This window comes from Lysinibacillus fusiformis (assembly GCF_003049525.1).
Taxonomy (GTDB): Bacteria; Bacillota; Bacilli; order Bacillales_A; family Planococcaceae; genus Lysinibacillus; species Lysinibacillus fusiformis.
This window is the reverse complement of the sequence record NZ_PYWL01000004.1, coordinates 279,977-297,030: the sequence shown is the minus strand read 5'-3', so window position 1 is coordinate 297,030 and position 17,054 is coordinate 279,977. Positions and strand designations below refer to the sequence as shown.

14 protein-coding genes and 2 pseudogenes are annotated in these 17,054 nt (G+C 36.3%); 4 read left to right on the top strand and 12 right to left on the bottom strand.

Annotated features, from left to right (window positions below; translation table 11 throughout):
• Positions 1–37: 37 nt before the first annotated feature.
• The 7 genes and pseudogenes from C9J29_RS12675 to C9J29_RS12645 all read right to left on the bottom strand — a co-directional run bounded on the left by C9J29_RS12675 (position 38) and on the right by C9J29_RS12645 (position 8,264).
• Complete coding sequence (locus tag C9J29_RS12675) at positions 38–1,882, bottom strand: alpha/beta fold hydrolase (RefSeq protein WP_107922267.1); 1,845 nt, start codon at positions 1,880–1,882, stop codon at positions 38–40.
• A 57-nt stretch (positions 1,883–1,939) separates the two neighbouring features.
• Complete coding sequence (locus C9J29_RS12670) at positions 1,940–2,506, bottom strand: TetR/AcrR family transcriptional regulator (protein ID WP_115648599.1); 567 nt, start codon at positions 2,504–2,506, stop codon at positions 1,940–1,942.
• A gap of 822 nt (positions 2,507–3,328) precedes the next feature.
• A complete protein-coding gene (locus tag C9J29_RS12665) occupies positions 3,329–4,384 on the bottom strand; it encodes an ankyrin repeat domain-containing protein (protein WP_090001469.1) in 1,056 nt (351 codons plus the stop codon).
• Between the two features lie 463 nt (positions 4,385–4,847).
• A complete protein-coding gene (locus C9J29_RS12660; protein ID WP_090001471.1) occupies positions 4,848–6,203 on the bottom strand; it encodes an NAD(P)-binding domain-containing protein in 1,356 nt (451 codons plus the stop codon).
• 309 nt (positions 6,204–6,512) lie between these two features.
• A pseudogene (locus tag C9J29_RS12655) lies at positions 6,513–6,878 on the bottom strand (arsenate reductase/protein-tyrosine-phosphatase family protein).
• A gap of 11 nt (positions 6,879–6,889) precedes the next feature.
• Positions 6,890–7,945, bottom strand: coding sequence for an ACR3 family arsenite efflux transporter (gene arsB / locus C9J29_RS12650; protein ID WP_107922266.1), 1,056 nt, complete (start codon positions 7,943–7,945; stop codon positions 6,890–6,892).
• Positions 7,938–8,264: an ArsR/SmtB family transcription factor gene (locus C9J29_RS12645; RefSeq protein ID WP_090001473.1), complete on the bottom strand. Its 327-nt coding sequence runs from the start codon at positions 8,262–8,264 to the stop codon at positions 7,938–7,940. The genes arsB and C9J29_RS12645 overlap by 8 nt, the downstream gene beginning before the upstream one ends.
• A 344-nt stretch (positions 8,265–8,608) precedes the next feature.
• On the opposite strand from C9J29_RS12645, the gene C9J29_RS12640 reads away from it, so the two are divergent.
• Together C9J29_RS12640 and C9J29_RS25155 are read left to right on the top strand one after the other, a co-directional pair.
• Entirely contained in the window at positions 8,609–8,803 is a 195-nt protein-coding gene (locus C9J29_RS12640) for a hypothetical protein (protein WP_008177524.1), read from the top strand.
• Between the two features lie 111 nt (positions 8,804–8,914).
• Positions 8,915–8,995: pseudogene (locus C9J29_RS25155) on the top strand (DUF2196 domain-containing protein); the annotation flags it as partial.
• A gap of 502 nt (positions 8,996–9,497) precedes the next feature.
• Here C9J29_RS25155 and C9J29_RS12630 read toward each other — a convergent pair.
• Both C9J29_RS12630 and C9J29_RS12625 read right to left on the bottom strand, forming a co-directional pair.
• On the bottom strand, positions 9,498–10,073 hold the full coding sequence (locus C9J29_RS12630) for a TetR/AcrR family transcriptional regulator (RefSeq protein WP_090001475.1): 576 nt from the start codon (positions 10,071–10,073) through the stop codon (positions 9,498–9,500).
• A 94-nt stretch (positions 10,074–10,167) separates the two neighbouring features.
• Positions 10,168–11,178, bottom strand: a complete 1,011-nt coding sequence (locus tag C9J29_RS12625) for a fumarylacetoacetate hydrolase family protein (RefSeq protein ID WP_107922265.1) — start codon at positions 11,176–11,178, stop codon at positions 10,168–10,170.
• A gap of 165 nt (positions 11,179–11,343) precedes the next feature.
• On the opposite strand from C9J29_RS12625, the gene C9J29_RS12620 reads away from it, so the two are divergent.
• The gene (locus tag C9J29_RS12620) at positions 11,344–12,366 is read left to right on the top strand and encodes an MBL fold metallo-hydrolase (RefSeq protein WP_090001479.1); all 1,023 of its coding nucleotides are present in this window, start codon (positions 11,344–11,346) and stop codon (positions 12,364–12,366) included.
• Between the two features lie 199 nt (positions 12,367–12,565).
• Here C9J29_RS12620 and C9J29_RS12615 read toward each other — a convergent pair whose 3' ends face one another.
• Positions 12,566–12,850 carry a hypothetical protein gene (locus C9J29_RS12615; protein ID WP_008177533.1) on the bottom strand — a complete coding sequence of 95 codons (285 nt, stop codon included), beginning with the start codon at positions 12,848–12,850 and terminating at the stop codon, positions 12,566–12,568.
• A gap of 1,164 nt (positions 12,851–14,014) precedes the next feature.
• On the opposite strand from C9J29_RS12615, the gene C9J29_RS12610 reads away from it, so the two are divergent.
• Positions 14,015–14,161 carry a YrzI family small protein gene (locus tag C9J29_RS12610; protein ID WP_008177535.1) on the top strand — a complete coding sequence of 49 codons (147 nt, stop codon included), beginning with the start codon at positions 14,015–14,017 and terminating at the stop codon, positions 14,159–14,161.
• Between the two features lie 701 nt (positions 14,162–14,862).
• Here C9J29_RS12610 and C9J29_RS12605 read toward each other — a convergent pair.
• Positions 14,863–15,639 carry a GNAT family N-acetyltransferase gene (locus C9J29_RS12605; protein ID WP_008177538.1) on the bottom strand — a complete coding sequence of 259 codons (777 nt, stop codon included), beginning with the start codon at positions 15,637–15,639 and terminating at the stop codon, positions 14,863–14,865.
• 479 nt (positions 15,640–16,118) lie between these two features.
• On the bottom strand, positions 16,119–17,051 hold the full coding sequence (arcC, locus tag C9J29_RS12600; RefSeq protein WP_090001481.1) for a carbamate kinase: 933 nt from the start codon (positions 17,049–17,051) through the stop codon (positions 16,119–16,121).
• Between the last annotated feature and the right edge of the window lie 3 nt (positions 17,052–17,054).

The window sequence follows — 17,054 nt, the reverse complement described above, 5'->3', positions numbered from 1 at the left end:
ACGCTTTTTATTTGTCCCACACTCTCATTTGCTAGTGCTACAATTTTATTACCAAATTAGCTGTTTCACTCGGATGGTTAAGAGGAAAATGATGACCATATGGGACAAAATCAACCTTACCCAGGTGCGAAGGAGCAGAATAGCCTCTGTCATAATTCCCCCAAATAATGCGAAGATTATACTTTGTTACTTCATTGAAATCAGCTTGAACGTTTTTCAAAAGTAAACTGTTAAGCTGAACCGTAGTATTTAAAATTCTAGGAGAAGTAAAACTTTTATTTATTTTTTCAATATAATGTTTAGGGATACTCTCCGTATTTTCAAATAAACCATTACTTAATAAATAACGCTCTATCAAATTAGTAGGAGCCAATTTCAATGTCCATTTGTTCATAAATTGAGGAAAATTTATCGAGTTAGCATTTTTTTTAGCAACAGGTGGCTGAAGTAAAGTAATTGTATACTTCTTATCTATGTACTTTTGTACTAATGCTTCCAAAAGAATATACGCACCAAATGAATGGCCAATTAGATGGGCACCATTAGTAGCTTTCTCCAATAACTTTTTCACTACATTCAAATAGATATTTAAAAGATTTTTCTCTCGTTTAAAAGGAGAACGTCCCAAACCTGGAAGGTCCATGATCCATACAGGTCGACCCGTTTTTTCATGAAGCTCTTTCCCTAAAGGAAATAAATCCTCTCCATCACTTAATAAACCATGTAATAAAATAAACGGTTTACCCTCTCCTTGTGATTGGTAAATGGTAGTATTATTACATAATGTTCGTTTAAATAATTGACTGTCCTGACCATTTTTATACATCATGCGATAATCCAGATCAGCTACTACGGCTGGAAAAAATTTCATTACATTTGTCTCCTTAAACCAATCTTCTCCCATAATCTTTTTCGCTGAACCATTTGAAAAAGTTCGATTTGTAATAAAGTTCAGCCCATCAGCAGGAATTTGGGTTATTTTGCTTACGCCACTATTCATAAGTGCTTTCATAAATGGCAATGGGGCAGAAATTTTAGGTGCAGTCATATTCATACTTTCTGACATAGCATCTAATAATTCTGAAATATTTTGATCTTGTTCTTTATCTTCAACAAGTGTATATGTTTGTATAGTTGGTTGCTCCAATCTGAAAACCTGCACAATAAACTTTGCTAGTTCATCGTTTGCAATAAGTGGTAATCTATATTCCTTACCTCCAGGAATCACTGGCATGAGCCCTTTTCGCATACTCATCACAAGCAAGCCTAAGCCTCCTGTTTGCTCCGTACTCCCTGTTTTACTACTACCAACTACAGTTGGTGGATTAATTACTGAAAGCGGATAACCTACTGTTGATGCCTGCTGACGGATATAAAGATCTGCTAAAAACTTTGTTTTCTCATATGGATTTTTTATTTTCAAAAAATTGTTTCCTTCTTTAAACACATCTATCGCAATCTTGCTATTTTTATCATCAAAGGGACTCATATAGCCTACTACATGAATAAATTGTTGCAATCCCTTCAATTGATGAATATTTTTAGCGAAATCACTAATATGTTGGGCACCATTCAAAAATACGGAAGCTGCCTCCTTGCTTGTCGCTTGAATGTCCATGGGGCCACCTGCGTGAATAATCACATCCGTTTTCAATACCAACTCCTTATCTTCAGCACTTAGACCTAAGTCTATTTTCGTCAAATCACCTTCAATAAAGTGCATAACTCCCTCTTTTAAGATGCCTTTTTCTTGAAAAATGCGTGTTGCTTTACTTTTCGATCTCACTAATAGAAGAATTGTAACATGCTCTTCTTTGGCTAATTCCTTCACTAATTGCTTTCCAATAAAGCCTGTTCCACCTGTTAAAAATACTGTTCTCATATAAATCCTCCTTTTAGTACTATTTAGTACTAATTTGATGTAAAAAAAATGCTTCTTTTATCGAAGCAAGTTAAAAAAATGATCTGCTGTTTTCATGATTACAGTTGCATCCTTCAGTGTTTCTGAAATAAATAGCGCTCCTTCAAGATTTGTAATAAAAAGAGATGCAACCTCGTCAATATTAATTGTCTTTCTAAATTCGCCATTCTCTACTCCTTGTTTAAGTAATAGAGAAACTTTCGTTTGTAATCCTATAAAGAAAAGACCTATTTTTTCTTTTACTTTTGTGGCATTTGTAGGGCTTTGAATATAAAGCGTAATAAATGGACAGCTCCCCTTATATTCTCTCGTCTGAACTCCTTGTGATAATTGCTTTAAAAACAGTTGGATACGATCTTCAACTAATAATTGGTTTTGCGATAGTAAATCATCAATTGCAGATTGATACATTTCAATCCAATAATCAACGACCTCTTCTAACAATTCTTCCTTATTAGAGAAGTGATAATACACATTAGACTTTGAAACTTTACTTACACGAACTAATTCATCCATGCTTGTATAAGCAAACCCTTTTTCTAAAAATAATGTTGCAGCTACTTCAATCACACGTTTTTGATTCATTAATTTTACCTTTGTCATAATTAGTACTGTACAGTACTATAATAGGTGTTGCAAGTATTTTTGTTAGTTTAATAAAAAAATTGATCAAAAAAGCTATACTTTAATTGATTTTACTGCTAAAAATTAATCTCATTTTGAACAAAGTTGAACTGAACCCCAAAACTGTTTGGGATTGCTTGCAATTCTTTACTTGGGTTTTAACGCTAGGTTCATATATTTTTGAAATGTAACTACAGAACTATTCTCTAGTGGTCTTTATTATCAGCATAACCGAAATAATGAGAAAAATGTTAAGCTCCGAAGAGAGGTTGCTCTTGACGTTATGTAACGTACCGAGATTCAATACGTACCCTTGCCCATCTCGATCGCTCTCTCAGCACATAATATTTTACATAATACAGGATGAATACCTCATTGATTTTCTACAACTATAGACTTCAGCTTTTCCTTATACCTACAATATTTGTATGTATTAAATAACTCATATATAATACTATCCGTATTTCGGTTTCACTTTGTCTTCTGTTAGATTTTGCAAGATCATACGCAACTTATTATCGATATTTAAATTTGATGTAGCTACCAACTAATTTGACTAAACCATCCACAAAATAATTTCATGATAATAAAAAGTTGAAAGGAGAAATACTCCATATCAACTTTTTATCCTTTGTTAAGATATAGTATCAAAAAAGGCAGGTCTCTCACCTACCCACTTATGTTGCAACGCTTACGGCATACTATCCCCTTTTCTTAGCGTTGAGTGCTTAGAAAAGGGGGTGGTATTGTTTATAAAAATGCTTATTGGATTCATTAATTATGTTAGCGCTTATATTCGGGCTGCTCTAAAACAATCGGATTCGGATTGTTAAGTACCCATTGCACTGCCAACTCGCATAGTCTCGCAGGTTCCTCACCTCCATCACCATTGTGAAGTTCTTTCACTAAAATGATAGACTCCTGAAGTTCAGCAGGATGTAATGGGGTACCTAAGCTAATGTAATGGTTCAAACTTTTGAGCATTTTACGAAAATCATTATCCCAGTTGATGCCGCCGTTATCTAAAATTTCGTATGAGACTTTACCAGTAATACGAATAACCTCTCCTTGTACAGTTTGCGCATGTCCTTGCGAAGGAATTAGTAAATCCCAAAGTTCATTATGTTGAGCCTGCCAGCCCTTTGTACATACTGTTATTGGAGACGTACCATCATGCGTTTTACGCTTCTCTACTGGTGGAACATCAAATAGCTTATAAAGACGGGAAAGTGCCTCATCCGTTTCGTTCAAATATTCTTTATTAAAACCTTCTCTGTGAAATTCAAAGTCTTTCCCAATTCGCTTAATAGAATTTTTCATTTCCGGCGTTACAGCTATACCTGCGCTCAGAAAAATCTCAGATACTTTCACTAGATCAACAATATTTATATTTCTACATACTGCTAAAGCTTTGTCCAAAGGGGTCTCATTCATCATATTTACCGCGCTTATATTTGCTCCTTTAGAAACCAATGTGCGCACCGCATTTGGTTTAAAAAAAGAGGCCGCAGCAAATAAAGGTGTTTCGTTTTGATAATCCAAGGCTTCTATATCTGCATCTAACTCAAGAAGTAATTCAATATTCCCCCGCCAGCTTATTGCTTGATTATGTAAAGCCGATCTTTTGTAATTGTCTCTCGCATTTATATTTGCCCCCTGTTCCACGAGCCAGCGAACCAATTCATCCGGTACATTGAAAAAGCTTAAGGCTGTTGTTTTACTATAACCACCATATGCATCTAGCTCGCACATTGTAAATACCTCTTGTAATGCCGTAATATCACCTGCTTCAATTAGTTCATTAAAATTTTTAGGTAACGTTTTTCTCTTCCTCGCCATATGTATTTTCGCTCCTTACATTAGATTTTTGAATATAGTTCATCGCTTCATTTACCAAATATATACCAATCTGTATTTTACCATGTTTTAATTTCTTTGCTAAGAGAGTTTGCAGTTAATTAAGAAAAGAGGTTATACTATGCAACTGTTTTGGGAAAATGACTATAAAGAAAATGGATATTACGTTTTTGGTAATCCAAGCATTGAAGTGATCGAGCAAACAAAACAATTACCTCTCAAAATCTTTTTCTTTATGTAGCTACCAACTAATTTGACTAAACTATCCCACAAAATCATTTCATGATAATAAAAAAGTTGATAAGGAGGAATATTCCAAATCAATTTTTTATCCTTTGTAAACTACCCATGAGTTGTTGTTGTATATGGTCAAGAACTTTGTGTCCATCCCATTTCTCTCCTTAGTTTTTAAAAGGACTGCTAGCTTTCGCTAACAGTCAAATTTTTAACAACATGAATTGGTTTGATTGGCAAGATTTATACCGCATACACCTGTTTCAGGTAATTCCAATTCCACACGTTTTGACGCTTCTTCATCATCAGATAAATAAGCCGTTATTGAACGAACTTGTTCGTAGCCAGTTGCCATTAAAAATGTTGGTGCGCGTCCATAGCTTTTAGCTCCGACTATATAGAAGTTCTTTTCTGGTTGGCGTAGAATCTCTTCTCCATGCGCTCTTACTGTGCCACAACTATGCACATTTGGATCAATTAATGGCGCTAATGCATGCACACTTTCAGTTGCTGAATCAATCGAAAGGCGTAATTCACTGTTAATTGATAGGTCTGGTCTATTTCCCGCATTTACAATAAGCTCATCAAAACCTGTTAATACTTTTTGTTCTCCGTTTATAATACCTACAATATGAATGTTCTCATCTTTCTTCACCTGTGAGATATAGAAAGGTGTTATTACTTCAACCTTACCAGTATCTACTAATTCGTGAATGCGAACACCGAGTGCGCCACGTGCTGCTAATGCATCTTTTTCTTCGCCACCATAAGCTTCTTCAACAGATTTTTTACGCATAATCCACACTAGCTTTGTTGCAGGATTCTCTTCTTGTAATTCCGCAAGTGCCAATAAGGTATTAATAGCCGAATGGCCACCACCAATAACTGCAATTTTCTTATTGGCATATCGCTTAGTATTCATATTTATGTCTGGGATACCATACTGAATGTGATTTGCTAATGCTTTTTCATTTTGGAGCCATATACCTGTAGAATTTGCTGGGTTGGGATTTCCCCATGTACCCGTCGCATCAATAACAGCTCTCGCCTCAATCACACGGATGTCATTCTCTTGTTCAATATAAATAATAAAGGACTGTTCTACACGATTTTTTGTCTTCATCTTATCATTCAATTGTCGTGAAATCCCTACCACTTTTGAGTTCAACTGAATGTGAGGCTTTATTTGCATTAGATTAGACAATGGTTTTAAATATAGATCAATTAATTCATGTCCTGTCGGTAACGTATCTAAATTAGGTTCTTCCCAATAGGAGGTATCTAATAAAGCCTTAGCAGCTTTATTGATGTTATATCGCCATGGTGAAAATAATGTAACATGCCCCCAAGTACGAATATTGTGTGCTACTTCATGCCCAGCTTCTAATAAAATAAAGGCTTGCTTGTGTTCCACTAAATGAGCAGCTGCAGCTAATCCAATGGGGCCTGCGCCCATTATGACAATCGGTAAATTCTTATTAGGGTTATTAATACTCTCCTGTACTTTAATTTCCTTAGTAGTAGGACAACAAGATTCATTTTGGTTGATTATTTTTAGTGTTTTCATCATTCACTTCTCCACTTTCATCTTTATATAAGCATTTCCTTATATAAAATGTATTTTTTACGTCTAGCAGGTAGCTAGACGTTTAATCTTTGCATGTAATTAACACATTTCAATTTCATATATTATTTGATCATTTTTTCTAGCATTTTCAAATTGCAATCATATCCAAATCCCGAAACGATCCATCTCTCCTTTATAGAAGAAATAAAAAGCAAACTCTTTAGCCTGATTTAATGAGTATCTTGAGTTAATATGTCTAGTATGATTTACTGTCATTTTTAATCCTCCATTCAATGGTCTGAATAATTTCTAACAGATAGTATTACTGGTTACAAATTGCTCATTTCGTTTGCCGATTACATCAGGTGCATTTTGAAATACAGTCGATTTTTCTTCGTCTGTACCAGTTGCTTTCGTTTGATCTTCGAACCCCGCATAAGGTAACTACTAGTGTGGTTTTGTTTAATATCTCAAAATCAATTAAATCTGATGTATGATTTAAAGTATCAATTTCTACCTCTGCCATTACTTTAATGGCATTCGTATTTACTCCATGCGCTTCTATGCCTGCACTTTTAACTGTCCATTTTGTAGGTATTAATTTATTTGCCTATCCTTTAGCAACCTGACTACTGTATGAGTTCCAGTACACAAGAAGTAAAGTGTGTGTGTCATAATATAGTTCCCTATTTAATAGTTTTAAAGTATTTTTTCTGCCAACGTAAGGCAACCCATACAAGTCCTATGAGTACAGGTACTTCTACAAGTGGACCAATAACAGCAGCGAATGCTACTCCACTATGCAGGCCAAACACCCCAACTGACACAGCAATCGCTAGTTCAAAGTTGTTACTTGCAGCTGTAAAAGAAAGAGCTGCTGTGACAGGATAAGATGCACCTGCTTTACGAGAAGAGAAGAATGAAACAGCAAACATCACCACAAAGTAAATAAATAATGGGATCGCAATTCGGACCACATCAAGTGGTAGTTCAACTAATTGCTCACCTTTTAAAGCAAACATCATCACAATCGTGAACAACAGTGCAATTAGAGTCAGTGGTGAAATCTTCGGTAAGAACTTTTCCTCATACCATTGTTTACCTTTGGCTTTAATCCCTATCCAACGTGTGAGAAATCCTGCAGCAAAAGGTATACCTAAGAAAATAAGTACGCTCTTTGTAATTTCCCACATTGAAATGGATACATGGAAATTCTCTAAACCAAACCAACCCGGTAATACATTTAAGAAAAAGTATGCAAAGATCGAATACGTCACGATTTGAAAGATGGAGTTAAAGGCAACTAACCCAGCTACATATTCCCTGTCCCCACGCGCTAAATCATTCCACACAATCACCATGGCAATACATCGAGCTAAACCGATCATAATGAGCCCAGCCATGTATTCAGGATAATTGTGCAGAAAGATGATAGCTAAAAAGAACATTAAGAACGGACCGAGTAACCAGTTTTGAAAAAGGGATAGCAAAAGCACTTTCCAATCCTTAAACACTCGCCACATTTCTTCATACTTTACTTTCGCTAATGGTGGGTACATCATAACAATTAACCCTATAGCAATCGGTATGGACGTTGTGCCAATAGACATGGACTCTAATGCTTCACCAATATTGGGCATCGAAATACTTAATAAGACGCCTATTCCCATTGCAACAAATATCCAAAGTGTAAGGTAACGATCTAGAAAAGAAAGTTGTTTGGTTAAAGACTCATTACTCATTATCAGTTCCCCCTACATGGCAGCAATCTGTCCCACAGTTGCACCAATTTAAAGGTCGAATTTGTTCTAAAACACCCTCCATCAGTGGTGTTTGATCCTCTACTAAACGGTAATGTTTCCAAGTCCCTACTTTTCGTTCCGTAATAATGCCTGCCTCCTTCAATTTTCGTAGATGTTGACTAACTGCTGGTTGCGATATTCCTAGCACATCCACAAAATCACATACACATACCTCCCCATTTTTCATGCATGCAAGTAATTTAATACGATTTAAATCAGCTGCTGCTTTTAGTTGTTTTTCAATTAGTGTGTTTTCCATTTATCTGCACTCCTTATATAATCATTTGCTTATATATTGATTTAAATAAATCACCTCGTTAAAGAAAGGTGATTTGATACATATATAACTATATGCTTATATTATGATTTAATGTTTTGAATTGCAACAGATATTTACCCAATTTGAAAATTTCTTTTTCAACCATTTAGATTTCCCCTTTACACCCTTGAATTACCGAAATATCCCATATTAATTATTCCATTAAACTGCACCGTTAGTAAAAAAGCGTCTTCACTTGTTGTAAGTTAAAGGGGAAAGTTTCACAAATAATAAAAAATAGATTATACTGGACTAAATAACATATTCAAAAAGGAGCATTTCCTATGACCGAGAATAATCAAACTGAAGTACCCCAAAAAAAGATCAGCCTGCAAGAGGCAGTGAAACAGCAGCTTGAAAACAAAAAGAACCGTTCCTCTGCTAATCAAGGAAAAATGAATCACGACCTTTCAACAAAAAAAATGAAAAGCCAGCAAACGAAAAAAACAAGCAATACCCGTAGAAAAATGGGTGTCTAATATACGGACAATATCGGAAAGACATATAACAGGAAAAGCTGTTAATATTGTTAAAAAAGGTTGGAAAAAGGGACAATTACCAGAGATATCATTTAAGATATTTTTAACAAATCAGGCACCCTTCCCCACGGTATTAAAGTTAGGCTAACAGATGGACAGGTTGGACGCATACAGGAAATCCACTCTAAATAAAAGAAGTGAAAAAGCATTCAAGGGTAAACTGTTCCCTGTATGCTTTTTCACTTCTTTAATTCTTTTCATTTTATAACTGATGTAGCTATATACCACGGTAGTTTAAGTGCAACACCTCACAAACTCTTCACTATAACCATTTTCGTAAAATAGGTTACTCCATTAATTGGCCCTTTTGTTGAATAAATAACTTTAATAATTTTTATGATTTTATTGTTACTTAACACATTCACCTCATTTCTACAATGAAACTAACTATCGACGTTGAATTGATATGGTGCATTTCCCTGTTTTTCAACCAAAGAAGTTAAAATTTGTCTTATGAGTTTTTATAATGTAAATTTATTTCGACTTCAGAAAATTCTTTAATACATTAGATAATTAAAATATTATACCTATTGAATTTTAATAATTTCACTTAATTGGAATATACCTTTTTTTATTTCATCGAGTGAAGCATACCCATAAGAGATTCGTATAAACTGCTACAGGTTTTTTATGACTAAGACAATATAGCTTTTACGAACGATGAGACAATGTACTTATAGAACTCTTCCTCGGTGACGAATTGAGACTGATATTGCTGGTGAATCAGCTCGCTCATCTGAAAGCCGTAGCACGTCGAGAGAAAAGACATGGCGGCAAGGCGCGCATCCTGACTCGGTATGACTTTTTTCCTCTGTAGTCGTTCGAAATATTCAACCAGCAAAGAGTGCAGCTTCACCGGCGGCTCAGCCAGCACTCTGTCTAATTCAGGAAATATTCCTTTTTCGCGTATGCCAATCAAAATAATATCCGTATTTTTATGGAAAAACAAGCGGTACTGCTGGCTTACATTCAGCAGATCAACTTCCGGATTATCGGTCGCTTCCTCCATTAGAAGCTTCTCAAATTGCGGGATATCCGAATGCCTTTCAATGATGGCTTCCAGTATGCCTTGCTTGCTTCCAAAATTTCGGAAAATTGTAGATTCATTGACTGTAGCTTCCGCTGCAATGGCTTTAGTGCTTACTCCCCGATAGCCATTCTTTTTTATGAGCCGTGTCGCGGCTTCGATAATTCTGTCTGAAGTATGCATTGTATTACTCCTTTTGCATATGTTAAATCTTATTATACAACAAGTTATTCATACACAATAGGTTCGGGGGTTCATCATCTTCGTAAACGTTTATTTAAGGTAAATCACTTCTTCTTTCCCAGCGACTTGCTTCCGTAATCTTGACATTATCAGGCACCAATTGCGTGAGCGTTCCTAATTTATCGAACGTAATCCGGATTCGGTCAGAGGGCAACAGCCATTGCTCGGTCTCGATTGCGCAGCAATCCGGTATCGTCCCCATTCCTATAATCGTGCCCGGGAGCGGCGTGAAAACTTTGAGAACCTCCTCCATCACCTTCGCAGGGTGCGCGGAATACTCGGATGTGCTTCCCTTCCAGTGCAGTCTCTCTCCGATTCGTACATCCACATCCAGTGCCAGCGGGTTATCGATTTCATCCGGTGTAACCAGAAATGGTCCTATTCCTTTGCTGTTATCAAAATCTTTGCACCGCGTTGGTCCGGTCAACGCCTGAAAATCTGGCCACTGCACATCGCGAGCAGTACTGTCGTTAAAAATTACATAACCAGCAATACAGTTCCCCTTCCCTGTAACAAAGGCCAGCTCCGGTTCGATATCCAGATAAGAAGAATACGAAGGCCAATGGATTGTAGCCCCATCTCCAATCAATGCATTATGGTTACATTTGTAATAACTGAAGGTTACTTTATTCGGTTCTTGCTGGAATTTTTCCGCAATTTTTTGTATAAACTCTTCTCTTTCCGCTCCTGTGTATTCTCTTTGCAGCAGATTTACGCCAGCGTTTTTCAGATGTCTTGGCGTCAGCCCGAAATCAATAAGCGCAGCCGGGTTCAAAATAGGTGGCAGCAATTTTACCGCTGCAATTGGACAGATTTCATTTTCATTGAATTGATGCGACTGTCTAACAGCGTATTGCATCAGCTCCTTAGCGGCAGTATGGCTTGCCGGCAAATGTTGTAGATAGCTGTCCATACTTTGTAGACTGTCAACGAATGTCCCCTGCTTTTTCATGATTGCGGCAAAAGACACGACAAATTCCTCGTTAATGACAAGCCCAAAAAAATATTCCTTCGAAGTTTCAGTGTGATAGGTTACCAGTTTCATCTTTGTAGCGCCTCCATCCATGTAGTGTGATGTTGTTCAGTTATTAGCATATTACATTGAGTAAATGCACGCAAGTGCTCGCTTGCTTTTTATTTTCCATTCTCTATAATAAAGATATAGTCAGTGTGACTACCAAAAAAAACATAGATGCAAAGGAGAATTGTTATGCAGTATAGAAGTATTATCCAAAAACCTCGGGTTAAATTTTTTGAAGTCGCAGATGGAGTCTTTGCCGGTATTTCGCCGTATCGTGGCATCAGTTGGGCCAATGCTGGGTTTATCAACAAAGGTGAAGGCTTGGTGTATGACACGTTCTTTGATCTGTTCCATGCGCAAGAAATGCGAGATGCTTTTAAGGAAGTAAGCAATGGCGGCTCTCCCGCCTATGTAGTGAACTCGCACTATAACAGCGACCATACCTGGGGGAACAAAGTGTTTGAAGAAGCCTGCATTATTATGCACAAGGAAGCGGCCAGGGAGCGTCTTACTGAAAATATTGGCTGGATGGATAACGTCATCAAAAGAGGGAAGAATTCTCCGGAATCGACTCAGGGAGAGCAGTTCTTTGCAGCGGAATTTGAAGGATTCGACTTAGAAGGCGTAGAATGGGTGCATCCGAATATTGAGATAAAGGACGATATCAACATACGGCTTGGCGATACGGAAGTTATGATTTACAATGTAGCTCCGGCCCACTCTGACAGTGATTTGCTGTTATGGATGCCAAAAGAAAAAGTGCTGTTCGCCGGCGATGTCGTGTTTAACGGTTGTACGGCATACAGTGAAGAAGGAACCCTCAACTGGATTAAAGTACTTGATCGCATTATTGATGACATTAAACCTGAAATTGTTGTTCCAGGGCATGGCGCCATATGCGGCCTAGACTTCGTGAAGGAACAGAGAGACTACCTCTTGAACTTGATAAGCGAATTCAACAAGCATTACAATGACGAGATTGATTCCTTGTCCCTGACTAAGGAAATCGACATTTCCCGCTTCCTTCATTGGATTCAGCCAGAACGTTTATATGTTACGGTGGATATTCTCTTAAAAAGTAAACGCGGGTTGCCATCTCTTCCCAATTGGAACGAGGTTCCTACAAAACTGGAAGACATGAAAGCTTTTTTATCCGAGAAATATGGCGATCGTATCAAGCCATGGGATCCTATGAGCGTGTGGCAAGAATAGAGTATGCATCCTCCTAAATACGTATGAATATCCATCAGAATAATTTGTGGCTTTAGTAGAAAACTTAATTAGAAAATCTCATAAATCCCATATTCCATGATAAATTAAAAGACTCTCTTCTGAAAATTAGTTCACCAAAAGAGAGTCTTATTAAGCAATATCTAAGTTGTTCAACAATTGCGCCCGTTGTTGAACAACTTTATCTACTAGATGTCCAAATTCTATACATATCTTTACCGTCTACCTCAATCTTATCTCTATGCATTGTAACATTTACATTTGTGTATCCCGCCCATTGTGGTATTAGTTTCGTTAAACAATCAATTACCTTTACATCAGGAGTTGCATAACCAATATTTTCTTTTCTCAAAAAACCGTTGGAGAAATCTTGATATAATGAGTCCGTCCATTCATAAACTTCAAACTGAGAGTCAAAAATCCGTTCATCTTCTTGATATTGTCCGTTAACCCAGTATACTTCCATAATAATGCTCCTCCTAATGAATGTAGCGTTCAATAACAGTAATAAAGACACTTACCTAGTATTCCGTTTTTATTGTATTTGCTAGAATATTTACAATAATTTTTTATATTGTTATATATGCTTCGTATAATAAAGAACAAAAGTATCACACAAAGAATAAGGACTATTGTGAGACTTGTTTGGTTAGGTTCACCATATATAAGCTCTGCAAGTGTGAAACGAATTTCTAACCATTATGAAGTTTGCGGTCCACATTTTTCGGCCAATTCTTCCTGAATAAATTTTTTCAATTTCCGAATTTCCTTAATGTTGCTACCAACTAACTGAAATATAAGGAAAAATACTCCTTGGCAATTTTTTAACCTTTGTCAAAATATAGTCATAACCACTTAAACTGTTCCCACTTTATGAATAAATTTAATAAATATTGGATAAATCTACATTAACGATAATGAGCATTATTTAAACGAATAACCGCCTTTTTTACGATAAATTATAGGAAGCATTCGATTATGTAGTGAATTTGTTTGATTGGCAAGATTTATATTGCATATACTGTTTAGGGTAACTCCAATTCCACTAGTATTGCCGCTTCTTCCATCATCTGATAAATTGAGCTGTGATTAAACGAACTTGTTCGTAGTCCATTGACATTAAAAATGTTGGTGCGTGTCCATACTTTTAGCTCCGACGATACATATCACTTAGTCTTCTTATTAATGTATGGGATACCCTATTCAATGTGAATTGCTAATGCTTTTTCATTTTGGAGCCATCCCCCAGTAGAATTTGATTTGGATTTCCCCTTATACCTGTCACATCAAAAACGGCTCTCGCTTCAATAATCAGGAAATCTTAGTAAAAGATGTTTACAAACACCTTAAATATAGCTATACTTACAAAGTAAACATAAAATTCTTAAGGAGGTCGAATGAAATGATCCGTATCGTTAAATTGATGTCATTATTAGCCACAACTAAAGTAAAAATGAAAATCACACATTCGACCAGTTCGGAATGGATCGCTTAAGTTTTTTGTAATTTAGCATACCCATACCGCAGGGAGAAGTGTGCCCCTGCGGTATTTTTGTGCCTTTTTTCACCGTAGGGGGAGTCTCTCTACGGTTTTTTCATTTTTCATGGTAATTTAAGGAGGTGATCATAAATGATATTAAACTTTTTTGCTCTCACGATAACTATTACAAAACGTGAGAACTCTCTTGAGAAAGCACTTCATAACGAAAATGCGAAAAAAATCTTTGAAGAGAACCGAAGAAAAGTAGAAAATTATATTCGTCTTCGTCAATATTAATTTTCTTCATTAAAAAACATGAAAGGTGGGAATTGAAATGATTTATATGATCAAAAGACGTCATGCAGTTTTATGGCTGGAGAAAGACACAACCACCAGATGAAGTAATATAAAAAGACAATATTATTTAATTTTATAATTTCCGTGAAACTAACCCGTTCTAATCTAGGACGGGTTGCTTCATGAGGTATTTTGCACTTTTTAAGCGATATGTTACACATAGAACTTGATGTAGTTTTAAAAAAATACTAAACTTAATTCCATTAGTCTGCCCTATCGGCTCCATGTTGTTTATTACTATTTCATTTGTAATAAACAAATTTTCCACATAGTAATTGCTATGCTATTAAAAGATTTATTCGAAAAAATCGAACACTTTTTATTCAATAACGAAGTCAATCGTCATAACTATCAGCTATCTTTATCTGAATAAAACGTCACTGCTGCTACCGTAGTCATATGGATTGACCAGAATTCTTCTGCAATGGTTTTATTGGATTAATTGTTAAACTTCCTTCAATAGGTTTTTTGCTAACACTTTGGATAAGGGTGTTCAGTGATTCTCTCCTTGAACACTGATAGCATTTATTCCCTTTCTGCGCACATAAACTCCATCGACTACAATTTCAACCAGGATTAGGATTACCTGACGAACTTATCCTACGAGCTTCTATTCGCTAGTTTTTTAATATGAGGCCCTACTACTTGGTAGAAGGTGACTGGCAGCCATAAGAGTATGCAAGACATAGAAAACCGCACTTTTCTAGGATAGGTCTACTCATCGGACTGGCGTCAACCGTAAGGATAGGATGCCCATTTTCATATGCCTTTTTTGCTCGAATTGCTAAAAGCGCTGTATAGTAACCTTTTCCTCGGGACAACGGTAGCGTTGAACCTCCCCATAAGCTAGCAAAGGAGGAGTTTTTCTCTAAGTACATCCAAGCAGCACTTACAAGCTGACCATCTTCATAAATTCCATAAAGGTATAGGGATTCAGGATCATTCTGTTTATCTCTCCAAAGTCTTTCTCCCAGCTCAGCATGCGGTACATTCCAGATGGCATCTTCTAGAACAATAATGTCTTGAATGCCTTGTTCATCCGTTATTTCCTTTAAGTCGAAGTGTTGATCATTGTTAAGCAAGGGGTGCTGATTATCTAACTTCATGACCATTAGTGCTTCAGGATCATCTATTGTGAATCCTTCTTGTTTAAGAATATCTTTCAAACTATCAGGCTTGTCGTAGCTATATACTTTCCACTCAAAATCCTGCTCAAAGTTACTAAAATAGTTTAACTCGTTCTTAATAATTTCTCTTACATTGCCTTCGTTTACATTAGATGAGACAATGAACCCATTTTCACCAAACTGTGAAATGTGGCGCACGACATGCCCCGTTTCCTCTCTTATGTAACCTTTTACTTGAGCTTCTTGTCGAAGTTCTTTGTGGAATAGTGATATTAATTCATTTTTATCCATGGGCAACCCTCCAGTATTTATTAATTTTTTTCTATTGAATCATCTTATTCCATTAATTAATCTATTGATTAGTACCAATTATTTCAGAAATAGACGTTCAACTTAATCTTTTTTATCCGTAAAAAAGACAACTTTTCCTTGTTCTACGCTCATCCCTTAAAATAGATTCACCCCGTTAAATATGTTAGCGATTTTCATAATATTCTGCCTCCTTCTTATGATAATTATATAAATTTTATCAGATTTTTCCCAAATATACACTAATAACTAATAAATCACTGTTTTCATACACTATAAAATCCCCCTCAAAAAAAGAAAAAGCGCAATTCTTGCTACAGAATCGAGCCCGTTTGCTTAATGAAGGTTTTGTAAAAAAATAGTAAGAAAGTCAAAAAGTTTGCAACGTCTATAGTCCGTGATTACTCACGTCATGACTTTGCAAACTTAATGGATGATGGTCCTTGAACCATACTTTAAACTTATTTTGTTATTCGTGTACCTGCTTTTCCATTTAATGCAGCTACTGCTTGATCGATTGAACAAATGATTGACTCTTTCCCTAATTTTGCAAACTCTATAGCTGCTTGCATTTTAGGTAACATACTACCTGCCGGGAATTGTCCTTCTGCAACATACCGTTCAGCTTCAGCTACGGTAATGTGGCTTAGCTTTTGCTCATTTTCTTTACCGAAATTAATATAGACATTTGGTACATCTGTTAGCATCATGAAAACTTCCGCATTCACTTGTTGTGCTAGCTTTAATCCTGACCGATCTTTGTCAATGACTGCTTCAATACCATGTAATTGACCACTGTCTTCACGATATACTGGTATACCACCACCACCAGAAGAAATAACAATCGTTTCATCAATTAAACGTTTAATTTCATCTATTCCGTGAATCACTTTTGGTTCTGGTGAAGGGACAACGCGTCTATATCCCCGCCCTGCATCCTCTGCCATAGTAAAGCCTTGTTCTTCTAAACGATGTGCTTCTTCTTCTGAGAAAAATACACCGATTGGTTTAGTCGGATTTTTAAAAGCTTGATCATCCCTGTCCACTTCAACCATCGTTAGCAATGTAACCACATTTGTAGTAATGCCACGTTCTTTCATATGGTTTTTTAAAGCTGTTTCCATCATATAACCTATGAAACCTTGTGATTCTGCGTTACAAACATAAATTGGTAGTGGTTCGACTACATTTTTTGCAGCTTCATTTTGGGCAATGATATTCCCCACTTGCGGACCATTACCATGTGTAATGACGATATTATGACCCGCTTCTCGAATTTCTACCATATGGCCTGTTGCCGACACTACATTTTTGAATTGATTATCATAAGTTGCTTCTTGTTTCGGCTGTAAAATGGCATTACCACCTAAAGCAATAACTACACTTTTTCCCATTTC

What these genes read in the sequence shown, in the direction of transcription:
- C9J29_RS12670 (WP_115648599.1), bottom strand. Translation starts at nt 2,506, where the DNA reads ATGAATCAAAAACGTGTGATTGAAGTAGCTGCAACATTATTTTTAGAA.
- arsB (WP_107922266.1), bottom strand. Translation starts at nt 7,945, where the DNA reads ATGAGTAATGAGTCTTTAACCAAACAACTTTCTTTTCTAGATCGTTAC.
- C9J29_RS12610 (WP_008177535.1), top strand. Translation starts at nt 14,015, where the DNA reads ATGATATTAAACTTTTTTGCTCTCACGATAACTATTACAAAACGTGAG.
- C9J29_RS12640 (WP_008177524.1), top strand. Translation starts at nt 8,609, where the DNA reads ATGACCGAGAATAATCAAACTGAAGTACCCCAAAAAAAGATCAGCCTG.
- C9J29_RS12675 (WP_107922267.1), bottom strand. Translation starts at nt 1,882, where the DNA reads ATGAGAACAGTATTTTTAACAGGTGGAACAGGCTTTATTGGAAAGCAA.
- C9J29_RS12645 (WP_090001473.1), bottom strand. Translation starts at nt 8,264, where the DNA reads ATGGAAAACACACTAATTGAAAAACAACTAAAAGCAGCAGCTGATTTA.
- C9J29_RS12660 (WP_090001471.1), bottom strand. Translation starts at nt 6,203, where the DNA reads ATGAAAACACTAAAAATAATCAACCAAAATGAATCTTGTTGTCCTACT.
- C9J29_RS12630 (WP_090001475.1), bottom strand. Translation starts at nt 10,073, where the DNA reads ATGCATACTTCAGACAGAATTATCGAAGCCGCGACACGGCTCATAAAA.
- C9J29_RS12665 (WP_090001469.1), bottom strand. Translation starts at nt 4,384, where the DNA reads ATGGCGAGGAAGAGAAAAACGTTACCTAAAAATTTTAATGAACTAATT.
- C9J29_RS12605 (WP_008177538.1), bottom strand. Translation starts at nt 15,639, where the DNA reads ATGGATAAAAATGAATTAATATCACTATTCCACAAAGAACTTCGACAA.
- C9J29_RS12625 (WP_107922265.1), bottom strand. Translation starts at nt 11,178, where the DNA reads ATGAAACTGGTAACCTATCACACTGAAACTTCGAAGGAATATTTTTTT.
- arcC (WP_090001481.1), bottom strand. Translation starts at nt 17,051, where the DNA reads ATGGGAAAAAGTGTAGTTATTGCTTTAGGTGGTAATGCCATTTTACAG.
- C9J29_RS12615 (WP_008177533.1), bottom strand. Translation starts at nt 12,850, where the DNA reads ATGGAAGTATACTGGGTTAACGGACAATATCAAGAAGATGAACGGATT.
- C9J29_RS12620 (WP_090001479.1), top strand. Translation starts at nt 11,344, where the DNA reads ATGCAGTATAGAAGTATTATCCAAAAACCTCGGGTTAAATTTTTTGAA.